Annotated in this window: 13 protein-coding genes; 8 read left to right on the top strand and 5 right to left on the bottom strand. The window is 59.3% G+C overall.

The window, feature by feature from the left end; genetic code table 11:
• Nucleotides 1-138: 138 nt before the first annotated feature.
• Together DOCECA_RS08620 and DOCECA_RS08615 are read left to right on the top strand one after the other, a co-directional pair.
• Complete coding sequence (locus DOCECA_RS08620) at nucleotides 139-1,641, top strand: ATPase domain-containing protein (RefSeq protein ID WP_420766871.1); 1,503 nt, start codon at nucleotides 139-141, stop codon at nucleotides 1,639-1,641.
• On the top strand, nucleotides 1,638-3,308 hold the full coding sequence (locus tag DOCECA_RS08615) for a response regulator (protein WP_434611306.1): 1,671 nt from the start codon (nucleotides 1,638-1,640) through the stop codon (nucleotides 3,306-3,308). Before DOCECA_RS08620 ends, DOCECA_RS08615 begins: the two co-directional genes overlap by 4 nt.
• 248 nt (nucleotides 3,309-3,556) lie before the next feature.
• Here DOCECA_RS08615 and DOCECA_RS08610 read toward each other — a convergent pair whose 3' ends face one another.
• From DOCECA_RS08610 to DOCECA_RS08590, 5 genes are read right to left on the bottom strand one after another with little or no spacing between them, the layout of a single operon-like run.
• The gene (locus DOCECA_RS08610; RefSeq protein ID WP_030142671.1) at nucleotides 3,557-3,934 is read right to left on the bottom strand and encodes a response regulator; all 378 of its coding nucleotides are present in this window, start codon (nucleotides 3,932-3,934) and stop codon (nucleotides 3,557-3,559) included.
• Nucleotides 3,927-5,192 carry a hybrid sensor histidine kinase/response regulator gene (locus DOCECA_RS08605; RefSeq protein WP_434611303.1) on the bottom strand — a complete coding sequence of 422 codons (1,266 nt, stop codon included), beginning with the start codon at nucleotides 5,190-5,192 and terminating at the stop codon, nucleotides 3,927-3,929. Before DOCECA_RS08605 ends, DOCECA_RS08610 begins: the two co-directional genes overlap by 8 nt.
• Before the next feature lie 5 nt (nucleotides 5,193-5,197).
• Complete coding sequence (locus DOCECA_RS08600) at nucleotides 5,198-5,785, bottom strand: chemotaxis protein CheB (RefSeq protein WP_420766868.1); 588 nt, start codon at nucleotides 5,783-5,785, stop codon at nucleotides 5,198-5,200.
• Nucleotides 5,782-6,597, bottom strand: a complete 816-nt coding sequence (locus DOCECA_RS08595) for a CheR family methyltransferase (RefSeq protein ID WP_420766867.1) — start codon at nucleotides 6,595-6,597, stop codon at nucleotides 5,782-5,784. Before DOCECA_RS08595 ends, DOCECA_RS08600 begins: the two co-directional genes overlap by 4 nt.
• Nucleotides 6,597-10,076: a response regulator gene (locus tag DOCECA_RS08590; protein ID WP_445571758.1), complete on the bottom strand. Its 3,480-nt coding sequence runs from the start codon at nucleotides 10,074-10,076 to the stop codon at nucleotides 6,597-6,599. The genes DOCECA_RS08595 and DOCECA_RS08590 overlap by 1 nt, the downstream gene beginning before the upstream one ends.
• 257 nt (nucleotides 10,077-10,333) lie before the next feature.
• Between DOCECA_RS08590 and DOCECA_RS08585 the strand changes: the two genes are divergently transcribed.
• From DOCECA_RS08585 to DOCECA_RS08560, 6 genes are all read left to right on the top strand, one after another.
• Nucleotides 10,334-10,705 (top strand): response regulator, encoded by a 372-nt coding sequence (locus DOCECA_RS08585; RefSeq protein ID WP_420766865.1) that lies wholly within the window; start codon nucleotides 10,334-10,336, stop codon nucleotides 10,703-10,705.
• A gap of 76 nt (nucleotides 10,706-10,781) precedes the next feature.
• On the top strand, nucleotides 10,782-12,071 hold the full coding sequence (locus DOCECA_RS08580; RefSeq protein WP_445571757.1) for a glycosyltransferase: 1,290 nt from the start codon (nucleotides 10,782-10,784) through the stop codon (nucleotides 12,069-12,071).
• A gap of 82 nt (nucleotides 12,072-12,153) precedes the next feature.
• Complete coding sequence (locus tag DOCECA_RS08575; protein WP_420766863.1) at nucleotides 12,154-13,059, top strand: AraC family transcriptional regulator; 906 nt, start codon at nucleotides 12,154-12,156, stop codon at nucleotides 13,057-13,059.
• Nucleotides 13,060-13,356: 297 nt separating this feature from the next.
• Entirely contained in the window at nucleotides 13,357-14,667 is a 1,311-nt protein-coding gene (locus DOCECA_RS08570) for an ABC transporter substrate-binding protein (protein ID WP_445571756.1), read from the top strand.
• A gap of 164 nt (nucleotides 14,668-14,831) precedes the next feature.
• Nucleotides 14,832-15,764 (top strand): carbohydrate ABC transporter permease, encoded by a 933-nt coding sequence (locus DOCECA_RS08565; RefSeq protein ID WP_030142680.1) that lies wholly within the window; start codon nucleotides 14,832-14,834, stop codon nucleotides 15,762-15,764.
• Between the two features lie 10 nt (nucleotides 15,765-15,774).
• On the top strand, nucleotides 15,775-16,605 hold the full coding sequence (locus tag DOCECA_RS08560; RefSeq protein ID WP_445571755.1) for a carbohydrate ABC transporter permease: 831 nt from the start codon (nucleotides 15,775-15,777) through the stop codon (nucleotides 16,603-16,605).
• The last annotated feature ends 20 nt before the right edge of the window (nucleotides 16,606-16,625 follow it).

The following is a 16,625-nucleotide window of genomic DNA, read 5'->3' as shown; positions in this document are numbered from 1 at the left end:
ACCGAAAGTTGTGCAACAGTACGCGTTTTGTCAAAGGAAGCGGAACCGCCGTGACTGCCGAAGGTCAAGTGTTCAGGCAGTTCATTTCAGGCGCTAACCCGCCAGCTGCCTACTTCCCTAGTCATGAGAGGGTTATTTTTGATTACATCTAACGAGTTGATCAGCGCAAAAGCCGCCACCGGTATCGAAGGGCTGGACGACGTCCTTTCCGGTGGTTTGTCCCGAGGCCATGTGTTCCTACTGGAGGGAGAACCGGGCACTGGCAAAACCACGGTCGCGTTGCACTTCCTGCTAGCCGGCGCAAAGGCCGGCGAGCGCTCGTTGTACATCACGCTATCGGAAACCGAGCGTGAACTGCGCCAGGGCGCAGCCTCCCATGGCTGGACCCTGGATGAAAACATCCATATCTTCGAATTGACCCCGCCCGAGAGCCTGCTCAATGCCGAGCACCAGCAAAGCCTGCTGTATTCCTCGGACCTGGAGCTGGGCGAAGCGACCCGGCAGATCTTCGAAGTGGTCGAGCGCGTCAAGCCGACCCGCGTCGTGCTGGACAGTCTCTCGGAGATCCGCCTCCTTGCGCAGAGTTCCCTGCGCTATCGCCGGCAGATCCTGGCGATCAAGCACTATTTCGTGCGCTACGACGCTACGGTAGTGCTCTTGGATGACCTGACCACCGAGTCCCTGGACAAGACCGTACACAGTGTCGCCCACGGCGTTATCCGCCTTGAAGAACTGACCCCCAGCTACGGTGCCGAGCGGCGTCGGCTGCGGGTGGTCAAGTACCGTGGGCAGAAATACCGTGGCGGCTACCACGACTTCACCATCATGGGCGATGGCGTGCATGTATTCCCTCGCCTGGTGGCCGCCGAACACCGTGGCCAGTACGTGCGCCAGCAACTGTCCAGTGGCATCAAGGAAATGGACGCCCTGCTGGGGGGCGGCATCGAGACCGGCTCCAGCACGCTGATTCTTGGCCCGGCGGGTACCGGCAAATCCTTGATTTCCTTGATTTTCGCGGCGGCAGCGGTGCATCGCGGCGAAAAAGCCGCACTATTCATTTTCGATGAAGAGCTGGGGCTGCTGTTCGAGCGCATGAAGCACATCGGCATCGACCTGCTGGAACTGCAAAATACCGGCAATCTGCTGATCGAACAGGTCGATGCGGCCGAGCTTTCGCCCGGCGAGTTTTCCCACCGGGTACGCCGTTGCGTCAACGAAGGCGACATCAAGACCGTGGTCATCGACAGCATCAATGGCTATCAGGCCGCCATGCCCGAAGAAAACGCCTTGGTTCTGCACATGCACGAGCTGTTGCTCTACCTCAACCGCAAAGGCGCGGCGACGTTCATGACCGTCGCCCAACACGGCCTGGTGGGGGACATGCAAGCGCCGGTGGACATCACCTACCTGGCCGACACCGTCATCCTATTGCGTTATTTCGAGGCGCTGGGCAAGGTTCGCCGGGCCATTTCCATCATCAAGAAACGCACCGGCAGCCATGAATCCACCATCCGCGAATACCGCATCAACAAGCAGGGCATGACCATCGGTGAACCGCTGGAAGCGTTCCAAGGCGTATTGCGCGGAGTGCCAACCTATATGGGAGCGGGACACCCGTTGCTTGAGGATGATCCCCAGTGACGTCGGGCGAGCCACTGTCCGAGCGGGCGCTGATTCTCGCGCCCCTGGGACGGGACAGCCAGATTGCCCTGATGATTCTCAACGAGGCCGGCTTTAATGGCCTTGTATGCAGTCATCTGGGTCATTTGTGTGAAGAGTTGGAACACGGGGCGGGCCTGCTGGTGATTTCCTCGGAAGCGCTGGTAGGGCCCGACCTGGAGAACCTGCTCCAATACATCGAGCAGCAACCGGCATGGTCCGACCTGCCCATCGTCCTGCTGACGCACCACGGGGGGCCGGAGCACAACCCAGTCGCACGTATCGGCACACAACTGGGCAATGTGACCTTCCTGGAGCGGCCGTTCCACCCGGTGACGCTCGTCAGCCTGGTGACCACCGCCCTGCGCGGCCGCCGAAGGCAATACGAAGCCCGGGACCGCCTGATCGACCTGAGCACCAGCGAACAACGCCTACAGAACACTTTGGAAACGCTGGAACAGCAAGTCGAGGAGCGTACCGCCCAACTGCGTCACAACGAGGAAGCCCTGCGCCAATCGCAGAAAATGGAGGCGGTCGGCCAGCTCACCGGCGGCATCGCCCACGACTTCAACAACATGCTCACCGGCATCATCGGCAGCCTCGAACTGCTGCGTCGACGCCTGGCGCGAGGTCGCACCGAAGATCTCGACAGCCTGATAGACCTGGGCGTGACCTCGGCTAATCGCGCCGCGGGCCTGACCCACCGGCTGCTGGCCTTCTCCCGCCGCCAGTCGCTGGATTCCAAGGCCGTGCAGATGAATACCCTGGTGCTGTCAATGGGCGAACTGCTTCAGCGCAGCCTCAACGAAAGCATCGCCCTGGAAATGCGCCTCGACGAACACCTATGGATCGCCGAAGCCGACCCCAACCAACTGGAGAGCGCCCTGCTCAACCTGGTCCTCAACGCCCGCGATGCCATGCCCGGCGGCGGCAAGCTGGTGGTACAGACCTTCAATAAATACCTGGACACCGGCTTTACCGATGCCTACAGCAACCTCGAGCCCGGCGACTATGTGGTGTTGAGCGTTCAGGACACCGGTTGCGGCATGCCCGAAGCGGTGATGCATCGCGCGTTCGACCCCTTCTTCACCACCAAGCCCATCGGCCAGGGCACGGGCCTTGGGCTTTCGATGATCTATGGGTTCAGCAAGCAGTCACGCGGACACGTGACCATCAACAGCGAGGTCGGCAACGGCACCACCGTGAATCTCTACCTGCCGCGCTTCATCGGCGAAGAAATGCACGAACCGCAAGTCGTCGTCCCACAGGCGCCTTATGCGCAAGATGGCGAAACCGTATTGATCGTTGAAGACGACCCAGCGGTGCGGGTCCTGGTCAGCGCGGTGCTCAGCGAATTGGGCTACGCCTTCGTCGAGGCCGGCGACGCCAACGGCGCGGTGCCGATCCTGCAATCGAACCAGCGCATCGACCTGCTGATCAGCGACGTGGGGCTCCCCGGCATGAACGGAAGACAACTGGCCGAAATAGGCCGCCAGATCCGCCCTGACCTCAAGGTATTGTTCATCACTGGCTACGCTGAACACGCGGCGGTGCGCGGTGGTTTTCTTGACCCGGGCATGCAAATGATCACCAAGCCGTTTACCTTTGATTTGTTGACGGCGAAGGTGCGGGAGATGATCAAGGTTTGAGGCGTGGCACCGCTTTTGATTTTGATCTTGATCTTGATCTTAACGCCCCGTTAACCACGCTGGCCTGCGTGAGGGCACACCGAGCCTCGGCGAGGTGCCGAGTGGTGGGGCGAAGCCTTTTTTGCTTGCTTTTTTTGGCGTCTGAAAAAAAGTAAGCCGCCGTAAGGGCGGAACCTCCAGCAGCAATTACCACAGAAACGGATATGTACCCAATCAGCCGTATACCCCAGTCAACCGCAGAAACAAAACTAAGACAACATCCCCTGCATAATCCCCTGCAACACATCCAAATCAAACGGTTTATCCAAAATCGGCGCCTTGCGGGTAATGGGGCTATCCGTCTCGCGCACTTCCTGGGCGTAGCCACTGATGAAAATAACCTTCAGGTCCGGACGCAACCTCACCGCCGGCTCAGCGATCTGCACCCCGGAAATACCCCCGGGCAGACGGAAGTCGGTAATCATCATGTCCAGATGAGGCTTGCTCGCCAGGATCTCGAACGCCTGCTCGCCGTTTTCAGCCTGCAGCACCCGATACCCCTCCCCGGAAAGATAGGCCGACAGCACCATCAGGATCGAAGGGTCATCCTCGACGATCAATACAACGTCTTGCGCATCTTCACTCATGAGAAGCCTTTGTTGAATCAATAGCTGCTGATACGACCCTGGGGTCGCTCAGAGGTTGCGTCCGTTCGCCAGTTTTCTGAAAAGGCAGACAAACGCGAAACAACGCCCCTTCGTTGAGGCGGCTGTTGACCGTGATGATGCCGCCGTGGGCGGTGACGATCTGCTCGGAAATGAACAGCCCAAGGCCCAGGCCGGCGGCGGCGGCCTTGGACGACACCCGTTCGAATTGCTGAAAAATACGCTTCTGGTTCTCTTCGCTGATCCCGATCCCGTGGTCCTGGACCTCGATACAGGCATGCTCCGACGTCTGGTAAACGCGCACCTCAATCGGGCTCTTGCAGCCATAGCGCAACGCGTTCGTCAGCAGGTTCGAAACCACCTGCTCGATACGAAACTCATCCCAATGCCCTTCCACCGAAGGTTCGGCGGTACAAGTCACGGTGCATTCGGCGGCACTGATCTGTGGTTGAAAGTTGTGCAGCAGGTTTTGAACCAGCGCCGTCAGATTGAAACGGGTCGGACGGATGGACAACTTGCCGGTGCGGATCCGCGATACGTCCAGCATGTCCTCGATCAAACGGATCAAGCTCTTTATCTGGCGTTCGTCGCGCTCGACCATCGCCTTCACTTTATCCAGGGTGAAGGCGGCGGCGTTGTCCCGCGCCAAGTGCATTTTACGCAACTGCGTTTCCAGGATCAGGCCGTTGAGTGGCGTGCGGACTTCGTGGGCGACGATCGACATGAAGTCATCGCGCATGCGCACGGCCTGCTCCAGCTCGCCGCGAGTGGCTTGCAATTGCTCAAGCAACAGCTCTTGCTCCCGGCGGCTCTGCTCCAGGGCAAGCACTTGCTCCTTCATCGCCTTTCGCTGGCGATAAAGTTCGACGAACACATTGACCTTGCTTTTGACCGCATGGGTATCCAGCGGCTTGTGCAGGAAGTCCACCGCGCCGTTTTCGTAGCCGGTGAACGCGTAGTTGCGCTCCCGGCCGGCCGCGCTGACAAAGATGATCGGGATACTGCGGGTCTTTTCCGTGCCGCGCATCAACTCGGCCAGTTCGAAACCGTTCATGCCCGGCATCTGCACATCGATGATCGCCAAGGCAAAATCATGTTGCAAAAGCAGCGACAGCGCTTCGTCCGCCGACAAGGCCTTGAACACCTCGCGGTCATCGCGCTGGATCAGCGCTTCCAGGGCCAACAGATTCTCAGGCAGATCGTCGACGATCAGCAGTTTGGCTTGAATATCTCTTGGCATTTAGTTCATTCCAGCCCGGCCAGCAATTGGCCGATGCCCTGCAAAGTTAGGATATGGTCAGGCTCGTGCAAGCTAAGGGCCGCTTCAGGCATGGTGCAAACCTGCGCCTCCTTCGGGTCCTGGACGACCGTGATGCCGCCCAGCGCCTTGACCCTGGCCAAGCCTAGGGCGCCATCGCTGTTGGCGCCGGTCAATACCACCGCCAGCAGACGAGGGCCATAGACATCGGCGGCTGACTCGAACAGCACGTCGATCGACGGCCGCGAATGGTGAACCGGCTCTTCGAGGCTCAGCGACAGGCTACGGTCGGCCTCGATCGAGAGGTGATAACCAGGGGTTGCAACGTACAAGGTGCCCGGAAGGATGTCTTGCTTGTCGCGGGCTTCTTCAACGGGTATCGCCAGGCGATGACGCAATACCTGGGCTAACTGACTGTCCCGCTCATCGGGCAAATGCAACACCACCAGCACAGGCAGGCTGAAGCCTTTGCGCAAGTGGCTGAAAATCTTGAGCAACGCTTCGACGCCGCCGGCGGATGCGCCGACGACGACTGCTTCGATCAAGTGGCTGGATCTGTCCGTCAGTGGATTCATAACTTGCGATAGATCCGTTCCTGTTTGACCAGCGGTTCGAACTGCGCACTGAACGCCGAAAAATCCAGCGTCTCCTTGCTCCCCAACACCAGGAACCCACGGTGGCAAAGGGACTCATGAAACAACCCGAAAGCGCGATCTTGCAGCTTTTTATTGAAATAAATCAATACGTTACGACATGAAACTAATTGGGTTTCTGAAAATACGCTATCGGTTGCCAGGCTGTGGTCGGCAAAGGTCACATGCTTGCACAAGGTCTTGTCGAACATCGCGTAATCGTAGGCGGCCGTATAGTAGTCGGCAAACGAACGCTTACCGCCGGCGAGCTGGTAATTCTGGGTGTAGGCCCGGACATTTTCCAGGGAAAAGATGCCCTGCTTGGCTTTTTCCAGGGAGCGCGGGTTGATGTCCGTGGCGTAAATGAACGTACGATCCAGCAACCCCTCTTCTCTTAGCAGGATGGCCATGGAATAGACCTCCTCCCCTGTGCTGCAACCGGCGATCCAGATCTTGATCGACGGGTAGGTCTTGAGCAGCGGCACCACTTCCTCGCGGATGGCAAGGAAATGCGCAGGATCGCGAAACATCTCACTGACAGGGATCGTCAGCAACTGCAGCAGTTGCATGAATGCGCCAGGGTCGTGCAACACACGTTCCTGCAAGGCCGATATGGTCTTGCATTCGAATTGGTTCAACGCATGCAGCACCCGGCGCTTGATGGAAGCGCCGGAGTAGTCGCGAAAGTCGTAGCTGTACTTCAAGTAGATCGCTTCGATCAACAAACGAAGCTCAATGTCTGTGTTTCGTTCCACTAGATTCTTTCCATATTCGGCAACCACACGCGAATCAGTGAGAACAGGCGATCCAGGTCAATCGGCTTGGCCAGGTAATCGTTGGAGCCCGCCGCCAGGCAACGCTCCTGATCATCCTTCATGGCCTTGGCGGTCACGGCGATAATCGGCAATTTGCGCCAGCGGGGGTCCTTGCGGATCAGCGTGGTCGCTTCGAAGCCATCCATCTCGGGCATCATCACATCCATCAGCACCAGGTCGATGTCTTCCACTTCATTCAAGCGATCAATCGCCTCATACCCATTGCGCCCGATCACCACGATCGCCCCCTTGGCCTCCAGGGCGCTGGTCAGAGCGAAGATATTGCGCACATCGTCGTCCACCAACAGCACCTTGCGGCCTTCGAAGACCTTGTCGCGGCTGCGGGCGGTCTGGAGCATGCGCTGTCGTTCATGGGACAACCGGGATTCGACTTTGTGCAGAAAGAGAGTGACTTCGTCCAACAGGCGTTCCGGCGAGCGGGCGCCCTTGATGATGATCGAGCGTGAATATTTGCGCAGCTCCGCTTCCTCATCCCGCGTCAGGTTACGCCCGGTGTAGACGATCACGGGCGGAAATGAACAGATCTCTTCGCTGGACATGCGCTTGAGCAAGTCATTGCCCAGCATGTCCGGCAGCTTGAGGTCGATGATCATGCAGTCGTAGACGTTATTGCGCAGCAGGTCCAGGGCTTGCTGCGCCAGGCCTACGGCGGTGATCTCGATGTCGTCGTCGCCGATCAGACGGGTAATGCTGTCGCGCTGCAAGTCATCGTCTTCAACCAAGAGCACCCGTTTGACCTTCTGGGTCAGCTTGGCCTCCAAGCGCGCAAACACGTCCTTGAGCTCCTCCCGGGTGGTCGGTTTGACGGCGTAACCGATGGCGCCCATGTGCATCGCCGCTTCGACGCGGTCTTCGACGGAGATGACGTGCACCGGGATGTGGCGGGTCTGGGCCTGTTCCTTCAGGCGTTGCAAAACGGTAAGCCCGGAGTGATCCGGAAGGCGCATGTCCAGCAGAATGGCATCGGGACTCAGTTGCAGGGCCAGATCAAAGCCTTCGTCGGCGCCATGGGCCACCAGGCACTGGTAGCCCAGCTCATGGGCGAGGTCGAACAGGATGCGGGCAAACTTGGGTTCGTCCTCGATGACCAGGATGCAACGGGAATCGAACGGCGCCTTGTCCCGGTCGTCGGCGAATTGCGGGAGGGGTGCGTCCACCTCGGCAATCAGCGGCACGGGTGCCGGGGCACGGGTCGTTGCAGGCACGGTTGCGGTCGGGGTAAAGGTCACTGGATTCACCGGATTTTCCCCGGGCTCGACGTAACGCTCCGGCAAGACCAGCGTAAAGACACTGCCCTGCCCTGGCTCGCTGGTCACCGAGATCGAACCGCCCAGCAAGGTCGCCAGGTCTCGGGAGATCGACAGCCCCAGCCCGGTGCCGCCATAGCGGCGGTTGGTGGTGCCATCGGCCTGGCGGAACGCCTCGAAGATACTCTGTTGCTGATCGGCGGCGATGCCGATGCCCGAATCACGCACCATGAAGGCAATGCCCGAGCCCGGCTGGCCGGTTACGGACACCTGGACCGAACCCCGTTCGGTGAACTTCACCGCGTTGGACAGCAGGTTCTTGAGTATCTGTTCGAGGCGCTGGCGGTCGGTGTACAGCATCGACGGCGCGTCCGGCAGCAACTGCACCTCGAAGTCCAGTCCCTTTTCAGCCGTCAACGGCTTGAACGTATCCTGGAGCCCTTCCACCAAACGCGCCACGCTGGTGTTTTCCGGCCGCACTTCCAGCTTGCCGGCCTCGACCTTGGAAATGTCGAGGATGTCATTGATCAGGTTCAGCAAGTCATTGCCGGCGGAGTAGATCGACTCGGCAAACTTCACCTGTTCATCGCTGAGGTTATTGTGAGGGTTTTCCGCCAGCAATTTGGACAGGATCAGCGAACTGTTGAGCGGTGTGCGCAGCTCATGGGACATGTTGGCCAGGAACTCGGACTTGTACTTGCTCGAACGCTGCAATTCTTCGGCGCGTTCCTGCAATTGGATCTGGGCCAGGTTCAGCTCGCTGTTCTTCTGGTCCATGGCGTCGCGCTGCTCGGCCAGCTGTTCGTTGGTCTGCTCCAGTTCCTGTTGCTGGGCTTCCAGGTGCGCCTGGGATTCCTTCAGGATGCGCGACTGTTCTTCTAGCTCTTCGTTGGCGGTCTTGAGCTCTTCCTGCTGCACTTGCAACTCTTCGTTCAACTGCTGGGTTTCGGCCAGCACTTCTTGCAAGCGTTGACGATAGCGGGCCGCTTCGATGGACGTGCCGATGTTCCCGGCCACCAGCTCCAGCAGCTCGATGTCGCGCGCGGTCAACGGCCGCAGGAAGCCCAGTTCAACGACACCATTGATGCGGTCATCGTCACGGGTCGGCACCACCAGCACGCAGTTGGGCAGTCCCTCGCCGAGCCCGGAGCTGACCTTGAGATAATCCTGGGGCACATCGTCCAGCCGGATAAGACGCCCCTGCCGCACGGCCTGCCCGGCGATGCCCTCGCCATCGATGATGACGTGCTGGAGTTCGTCATCCTCCTTGGACATGCCATAGGTGGCGATACGCCGTAGCGTGCCGTTTTCTTCCCGTGCATAAAGGGCGGCGACCACGGTGCCCAGGTACTGGGCACAAAACTGCAAGATGTTGCGCCCCAGCAGATTCAAGCTCAACTGACCGAGGACCTGTTCCGCCAACTGGGTCTGGCCATTGCGCAACCAGGCCTGTTTCTCCAGGTGCAAGGCACTCTCCTGCTGGACTTTCAGGCTGGCGCTGTAGTTGCCAGACAGAGTCAGCAGATCCCGACGGCCAACATAGGCCAGCAGCCCACTGACTGCGGCGACGAACAGCAGATACAGAGCGATGCTCCAGACCGTGGTGGTGCGCACCTGTTCGTTACGTTCGGCGCGCAGTTGTTGCTCGGTCTCGACGACATCCTCGAAGGTCTTGCGTATTTCGTCGGTCAACCGCTTGCCCCGCCCGGCCTTGAGCGCACCGCGATAGTCGCCGCCGCTGCGATGAAGATCGATCATGCCTTGGGCGTAATTGGCCCATTCCACCTGGAGTGCCTCGATCCGGCGCAAGCGGTCGGTCTGTACCGGATTATCGGCTGTCAGTTCCAACAATGTGTCCAGTGCCACCGCAATCCGGGGCTTGGCCACTTCATAGGGGTCGAGGAAGTGCTCGTCGCCACTCAGCAGGAACCCGCGCATGCCTGTTTCCAGGTCAACGCTCAGCTTCAGCGCTTCGTTGGCGTTATTGATCACCCGGTCGGTGTGCCCGACCCATTGGATCACCGAGAGAAGGTAGGTGATCAGCACGATGAAAAACACCGCGCTGAGCGCACCGATACCCAAGGGGAGGCTGATGTTACGGCTCAGAAGCTTGCGAAAACTTTGTTCGTCAACCGAAGACGAAGGAGTCATGGAAAAGGCCTTGGTGAGCAGTTGAAAATCATGGAGTTTGCCCAAAAATACGGACTGGATCCACATTTCTGACGATTCAAGGTCGCAAATCCAAGGCGCTGTACCCCGGTTGTAAGGATGCGACTATCCTTGTCAGCTCTTGTACTATAGATCCTTTCTTGTACAGCTTCGGGAACTTGTGCCGCCTCTCGACTTACTCATGCATTACGGCCGGTTATTACCAAGCCCTTACGATTCCACCTTCCGAGAAGTTCATTATGTCCGTCCCTGCCCCTGTCACCCCTCCCACCATCCTGGTCGTCGAAGACGACAACATCGTGCGCATGTTGATTGTCGACGTGCTGGAGGAACTGGAATACGAGGTATTGGAGGCAGAAGGTGGCGAAGAGGCGCTTAAGCTCCTGGAGGAGAAGGACCGTTCCATCGACCTGATGATGACGGATGTCAGCATGCTGCCCATGGACGGTCGCGAGTTGGCAACAAAAGCACGCGAAGTGCGCCCCGGACTCCCCATCCTGTTCGCCAGCGGCTACGCCGAAAGCATCGACGTGCCAGAAGGCATGAGCGTCATCGGCAAACCCTTCTCCATCGATCAATTGCGCGACAAGGTCCAAAAGATTCTTTCTTGAGCGCGGACGCATTGTTGGTCACTATCGGCGCCCCGCGCGCCGACTGCGCCTGAAAATGCTCCAAGGATTGCCCGTCATGCCTCACCCCACCACCAAAGTCCTGGTTATCGGCTACGTCTGGCCCGAGCCACGCTCATCGGCGGCCGGCGGGCATGTCATGCAACTGCTCGAAGCCTTTCTCGAACAAGGCTGGGACATCACCTTCAGCAGCCCCGCCAGACCCGGTGAGAACCGCGCCGACCTGATTGGCCTGGGCATCCGGGAAGTACCGATCGAGCTCAATAGCAGCAGTTTTGATGTGTTTATCAGTGAGCTGGCGCCGGATATCGTCCTGTTCGACCAATTCATGATGGAAGAACAGTTTGGATGGCGGGTCGAAAAGCACTGCCCCGACGCCCTGCGCGTGCTCGAAACCTCGGATCTGCAAAGCCTGCGTCATGCACGGCATCAGCGCCTGAAAGACCGCTTGAAGTCCGATGAGTCCTCCCAGGACTTCACCGACCTGTTCGCCCCGGCCTTGCGCGAGGAATTCGAGCTGATGGCGGACACTGACATGGCAAGGCGGGAAATTGCAGCCCTCTTGCGTTGCGACCTGAACCTGATGGTATCTGAGTTCGAGATCGAGCTGCTGGTGGAACACTTCAAGGTGCCCCGCGAGCTGTTGCTCTGGTGCCCGTTGATGCTGGACTTGCCGACCGAGCCGTTCGTGCCCTTCGAAGACCGAGCGCATTTTCTCAGCATCGGCAATTTCCGCCACGCACCGAACTGGGACGCCTTGCTCTGGATGAAAAACGCCATATGGCCACTGATTCGCCAACGATTGCCGGGTGCGCAGCTGCATCTCTACGGGGCCTACACCCCGCCCAAGGCAGCGGCACTGCATAATCCTACCCAAGGGTTTCATATCATGAACTGGGCCGAGGACGCCTTGCAGGTCATGTCCGCGGCACGTATCTGCCTGGCGCCGCTGCGTTTCGGCGCCGGCATCAAGGGCAAGCTGATCGAAGCCATGCTATGCGGCACGCCCAGTATCACCACGCCCATAGGTGCCGAAGCCATGCACGGCGGCATGCCCTGGCCCGGGGTGATCGCGCAAAGCGCCGAGGCCATCGCCGAAGCCGCCGTACAGCTGTATACCGACCAGGCGCGCTGGACCCATGCCCAGGGGGCCGGGTTGGCCTTGCTCGCGGAACGTTTTCGTAGGCAGGTCCACGGCCCTGCCTTGATTGACAGTATCAATGCCTGCCGCGTCGACCTTGCGCGGCGCCGTCGGGACAATTTCACCGGCAGCATGCTGCGCCACCACCAGCACAAGAGCACCCAGTACATGTCCCAATGGATCGAGGAAAAGAACCGCAACAGCTGACTCCATCGTCGCTCCGAGGGCTGGAACCCGGGCGGCGAAGGGGGCATTATCCAGCGGCGATAACAACAAAAGCGCCAAACCCATGACCCGCACAGCCAGAGTCACCGACCCTTCCTATGAGTTGATGGACGACCACAACGGGCTGTCCATCATCTACCGCCAGCACGGTTTTCCCTGTCCGCTGGTGCGCTGGCATTTCCACAAGGAATACGAGCTGCACCTGATCGTCGCCAGCTCGGGCAAGGTTTTCATTGGCGATTACATCGGCAATTTCTCCCCGCAATCGCTGTTCCTCACCGGCCCCAACCTGCCCCATAACTGGATCAGCCAGGTCGCCGAGGACGAAGTGGTGGCCAAGCGCGACATGCTGGTGAATTTCACCGATGAGCTGTTTGAAAGTGGGCACCAGGTATTTACCGAGCTCAAGACGCTCGCGCCGCTGCTCGAACGCGCTCAACACGGCATCGAGTTTCGCTGCAAGCGCACCGTCCGCCAGGCCATGACCTTGATGCAGCGCATCGCCGATGCGCAGGGCATGAGCCGGCTCGGCTACTTTTTCATCCTGATGGAGCTGTTGGCCAGCTGCGATGACTATCAATTGCTCTCTGGCGCCACCGCCCCACAAGCGGCTGATGAGCACAGCATCGACCGCACCAACCGCGCGGTGGACTATATTTTTGCCCACTACGCCCGGGAATTGCCCCTGGAAGAAGTGGCCGAGCACCTGGGGATGAAACCCACCTATTTCAGCCGGGTGTTCAAGCAAGCCACCGGGCGTTGCTTCATCGAATTCGTCAATCGGCTGCGCATCAGCAAATCCTGCGAATTGCTCGCCGATGGCGACAAGCCGGTGACGGACGTGTGCTTTGAATCCGGCTTCAACAATATTTCCAACTTCAACCGGCGCTTCCAGCAACTCAAGGGCATGACCCCTTCTCACTATCGGCGGCTGGCGGTGCAGCGGTTGACCGAGCAGAACCAGGGCTGAATTTCACCGCCCCTCCCCCGTGGCGAGGGAGCTTGCTCCCGCTGGGCCGGGCTGGCGCTCCAGCGCGAAGCGGCCCCAAAAAGGGGCTGCTGCGCAGCCCAGCGGGAGCAAGCTCCCTCGCCACAGGTTTTTCGCGAATTTCACTCAGTGCAAAAAAGTATCAGTAAAAGTGCGACGGATGATTTGTCATGCCGTCCATTGAGGGCTGTAATCAGCGCACATTCTTCCTCTCATCCGGAAGACACAAAAACAATAACTGTCCTTCTGCAGCCCGTGGGCGCGGAAAAGGAGTGCGCGATGAAACCTTCGGTAAAAGCTCTGCTTGTCTCCACCTGCATGATCCTCAGCAGCGTCAGTTTCGGCGCACAAACCCTTACCATTGCCACCGTCAACAACAGCGACATGATCCGCATGCAAAAGCTTTCGAAGACCTTCGAGGCCGAGCACCCGGACATCAAGCTGAACTGGGTGGTGCTTGAAGAAAACGTCCTGCGCCAGCGCCTGACCACCGACATCGCCACCCAGGGCGGTCAGTTCGACGTGCTGACCATTGGCATGTACGAAGCCGCACTCTGGGGTGCCAAAGGCTGGTTGGAACCGATGAAAGACCTGCCGGCCGCCTATGACCTGGACGACATTTTCCCGTCCGTGCGCGATGGCTTGTCGGTAAAGGGTTCGCTATACGCCCTGCCGTTCTATGCCGAAAGCTCGATCACTTACTACCGCACGGACCTGTTCAAGGACGCCGGGCTGACCATGCCCGAGCACCCGACCTGGACCCAGATCGGAGAGTTCGCGCAAAAACTCACCGACAAATCCAAGGAACAATATGGCCTGTGTCTGCGGGGCAAGGCCGGTTGGGGCGAGAACATGGCGCTGATCACGACCCTGGCCAACGGCTTTGGCGCGCGCTGGTTCGATGAGAAGTGGCAGCCGCAATTCAATGGACCCGAGTGGAAGGATGCCCTGAACTTCTACGTCGACAACATGAAGAAATCCGGCCCGCCGGGCGCTTCCAGCAACGGTTTCAACGAAAACCTGGCCCTGTTCAACAGCGGCAAGTGCGCGGTCTGGGTCGATGCCAGCGTCGCGGGCTCGTTCGTGACCGACAAGACCCAGAGCAAGGTGGCCGATCACGTAGGCTTCACCTTCGCGCCCCACGAGAAAACCGAAAAAGGCACCTCGTGGATGTACTCCTGGTCGCTGGCGATCCCGGCCAGTTCCAAAGCCAAGGAAGCCGCCAAAGTGTTTACGACTTGGGCAACGTCCAAGGAGTACGGCCAGTTGGTCGCCAAGACTGATGGCATTGCCAACGTACCACCGGGCACCCGCGCCTCCACTTACAGCGACGAGTACATGAAGGCCGCGCCGTTTGCCAAGGTAACGCTGGAATCGTTGAAAGTCGCCGACCCGAAAGCCCCCACCCTCAAGCCTGTGCCCTACATCGGCATCCAGTTGGTCACCATTCCCGAGTTCCAGGCCATCGGCACCCAGGTAGGCAAGTTCTTCTCGGGCGCACTGACCGGCCAGCAAACCGTGGACCAGGCGTTGACCGCCGCGCAATCCACCACCGAACGCGAGATGAAGCGCGCCGGGTATCCCAAGTAAAGGCCTGTAGGTATCCATTTGTGGCGAGGGAGCTTGCTCCCGCTGGCGGGCGAAGCCCGCCCTGGCGATCTGAAAGATTGCCTATCGATATGGGTCCGCTACGCGGTCCAGCGGGAGCAAGCTCCCTCGCCACAGGGAAACGCGTCGCATAAGAGTAAGCACTCATGAATACTTCAACAACGACAGTCAAAGCCCCCATCGAAATAGCCCCGCCGGCCCGCAAGATCCGCCTGGCCAACCCCGGCTGGTTCCTGGTCAGCCCTTCGGTCGCCTTGTTGCTGCTGTGGATGATTGTGCCCCTGGGCATGACCGTCTACTTTTCGATGATCCGCTACAACCTGCTGTACCCCGGCGAAAACGAATTCGTCGGGCTGGAAAACTTCACCTATTTCCTGACCGACTCGGGCTTCATGCCCGGCGCCACCAATACCCTGTTGCTGGTGGGCAGCGTGCTGTTGATCAGTATCGTCCTCGGGGTGTTGATCAGCGCGTTGCTGGAGGCCAGCGAGTTTTTTGGGCGCGGCATCGTCCGCGTGCTGCTGATCTCGCCGTTCTTCATCATGCCCACGGTCGGTGCGCTGATTTGGAAAAATCTGATTTTCCATCCAGTCTCCGGGATCCTCGCTTCGGTGTGGAAGCTCTTCGGCGCCCAACCGGTGGATTGGCTGGCGCACTACCCGCTGCTGTCGATCATCATCATCGTCAGCTGGCAATGGCTGCCCTTCGCGATCCTGATCCTGATGACCGCCATGCAGTCCCTGGACCAGGAACAGAAAGAAGCTGCCCGCCTGGACGGCGCCGGCCCCATCGCGATTTTCTGGCACTTGACCCTGCCACACCTGGCCCGCCCGATTGCCGTGGTGGTGATGATCGAAACCATTTTCCTGCTGTCGGTGTTCGCCGAGATCTTCACCACCACCAACGGTGGCCCTGGTTATGCCTCGACCAACCTTGCGTACCTGATCTACAACCAGGCACTGGTGCAGTTCGACGTCGGCATGGCGTCGGCCGGCGGGCTGATTGCCGTGGTCATCGCCAACATCGCAGCCATCATCCTGGTCCGGATGATCGGCAAAAACCTCACCGACAAGCACTGAGGCCGTCGCCATGACTCTTCAACAATCCCGTCGACTGCAAAGCCTGCTGTTGGGCACGCTGGCCTGGGCCATCGCGATCCTGATCTTTTTCCCGATTTTCTGGATGGTGCTGACCAGCTTCAAGACCGAAATCGACGCCTTCGCCACGCCGCCGCAGTTCATCTTCGCGCCGACGCTGGAGAACTACCTGCACATCAACGAGCGCAGCAACTACTTCAGCTTCGCCTGGAACTCGGTGGTGATCTCCTTCAGCGCCACTGCTCTTTGCCTGCTGATCGCGGTGCCGGGGGCCTACTCCATGGCGTTCTACGAAACCCAGCGCACCAAAGGCACGCTGCTGTGGATGCTTTCCACCAAGATGCTGCCGCCGGTGGGCGTACTGATGCCGATCTACCTGCTGGCCAAGCAATTTGGCCTGCTGGACACGCGCCTTGCGCTGATCATCATCTACACGCTGATCAACCTGCCGATCGTGGTCTGGATGATTTACACCTATTTCAAGGACATCCCTCGCGACATCCTCGAAGCCGCGCGGCTGGACGGCGCCACCTTGTGGCAGGAAATGGTTCGTGTGCTGCTGCCCATCGCCAAGGGCGGGTTGGCGTCTACCGTGCTGCTGTCGCTGATCCTGTGCTGGAACGAGGCGTTCTGGTCGCTGAACCTCACCTCGTCCAAAGCGGCGCCGCTGACTGCCTTGATCGCCTCTTACTCCAGCCCGGAAGGCCTGTTCTGGGCCAAATTGTCCGCCGTCTCGACCCTGGCCTGCGCGCCGATCCTGATCTTCGGCTGGATCAGCCAGAAACAATTGGTGCGCGGCTTGTCCTTCGGCGCGGTGAAATAACGCGCCTTATACAGTTATCA

Source organism: Pseudomonas sp. E102, from assembly GCF_052660185.1.
The sequence above is the reverse complement of the archived record's forward strand: the minus strand, read 5'-3'. Positions and strand labels throughout refer to the sequence as shown.